The sequence below is a fragment of the Bacillus salacetis genome, from assembly GCF_003581585.1.
Classification (GTDB): domain Bacteria; phylum Bacillota; class Bacilli; order Bacillales; family Bacillaceae_B; genus Rossellomorea; species Rossellomorea salacetis.
Window position 1 is genome coordinate 1 of record NZ_QXIR01000076.1, and the last position, 1639, is coordinate 1639.

The window sequence follows — 1639 nt, forward strand, 5'->3', positions numbered from 1 at the left end:
GGCTCTTTGTATGAAAACTCCTTTGGCTAGAAGACAACACGAAGCTAAGCCCTCCACCTTCTCAATTTTTTGGGGGCCAAGGATCTGTTAGCTGTTTTGTTTTCTTATTGCTTAGGCGGACTTATCTTCGTTTAATTCTATATTGTAACCTTTCTTCCTTAGATATTGAATGATTTTAAGATCTTTGTTTTGTTCTTTCTGCTGATAATAATCAGGGCCTAGTTCCTGATAGGGTTCTTTTGTTTTTAGAACGTTATAAGCAATGGTCAAAAGTAAATGGGCGGAGGCAATACGTGCTTTGGCTTTTCCTTGTCGTTTCATAATTCTTTTTCGGTGCGCAGAGATGCGGTTGATTTGCCTGTCTGTGGCGAATGAACATTCTACCGCAACCGTTCGGAGAGCTTTGTTTCCATAGGTCGTTTTACTTTTTTTTTAATACCTGCACTCTCATAGTTTCCCGGACTTACCCCGGCCCAAGATGCTAAACGCTTTGCTGATCCAAAGACAGACATATCCACTCCCATTTCAGCTATGAAAATGGCGGCTGAGTCCTTATTCACGCCAGGTATTGTGTCTAACAGTTCGCATTCCTCTCGATAGGGAATGAGTACCTGATCAATCTGTTCGACGATTTTATCGATGGTCTGATCCAGGTAGGAGATGTGTTCCCAATGAAAACGCAACATATCGCAATGGTGTTTGCGGATACGTCCATTCAATGCTTCGTAAATTTCTGTTAGGGAGGCCTTTACTCTTGGGTCCACCATTTGTTGAAGGGAATGGAGTTCAATCTTTTCTCCGTTAATGAGTGCTTCGAGAATGCGACAGCCGGTAACACCGAATAAATCTGAAAACACAGAGGTTAGTTTAATATTCGCGTCTTGAAGGATTTTGTGTATTCGATTGCGCTCGGCAGTACGAGAATTAATCAGCTTTTTTCGATACCGGGTTAAATCACGCAGGTCACGAATATCCGCAGGTGGCACAAAGCTGCTTTCAATTAATCCTGACCGCAGTAATTTTGCCAGCCATTCAGCATCTTTAACGTCGGTTTTCCTCCCTGGAACATTTTTAACATGGCGGGCATTGGCAAGCACCAGCTGCACACTATGTTCAAGTACATTCCAGACGGGCTTCCAATAGATGCCGGTGCTTTCCATGACCGCATCCGTTACTTCCTGGGAGGCTAACCAATCACTTAAAGCCAAGAGCCCCGAAGTGGTCGTCGGGAAAGTTTGAATTTCTTTTTTAGGCCTCTTATCCAAAGGACCGAACAAAACACATGCGACTACTGTTTCTTGGTGTACATCTAGGCCTGCACACCGCTCAATCATTGCTTCCATTTATACGTCACCTCATAATCAGTACTAACAATACAAGCGACAGATGAATTAATGCAAAATTTTTGTATACGTACCACAGGCACAATAGTTGGTTCTTCAAATCTGTCACAACCAGTTTTTCGTACAGGGTATCTTCTAGTAGAAGATCCACCAAAGAGTCTCCGGACTGGCAGTATTGTTAGGCTCATTATGGTCAGAGAATGATGGAGGCAGACCTTTAAATGGGGCAACGACTATTTTGATGATAGATGGTGGCGGCGGGAAGCGCCGTCATGGGAGTTTTTCGTAAACTTTGT

2 protein-coding genes are annotated in these 1639 nt (G+C 43.4%); both read right to left on the reverse strand.

Annotated elements, in window-relative coordinates; all coding sequences use genetic code 11:
• Positions 1 to 111 precede the first annotated feature (111 nt).
• Positions 112 to 321, reverse strand: a complete 210-nt coding sequence (locus D3H55_RS24780) for a hypothetical protein (protein WP_205685522.1) — start codon at positions 319 to 321, stop codon at positions 112 to 114.
• 59 nt (positions 322 to 380) lie between these two features.
• Entirely contained in the window at positions 381 to 1343 is a 963-nt protein-coding gene (locus D3H55_RS23585; RefSeq protein ID WP_205685523.1) for an IS110 family RNA-guided transposase, read from the reverse strand.
• Between the last annotated feature and the right edge of the window lie 296 nt (positions 1344 to 1639).

Bases quoted from the DNA above. Each gene is read 5' to 3' on its own strand.
- D3H55_RS24780 (WP_205685522.1), bottom strand. From the start codon at position 321: ATGAAACGACAAGGAAAAGCCAAAGCACGTATTGCCTCCGCCCATTTA.
- D3H55_RS23585 (WP_205685523.1), bottom strand. From the start codon at position 1,343: ATGGAAGCAATGATTGAGCGGTGTGCAGGCCTAGATGTACACCAAGAA.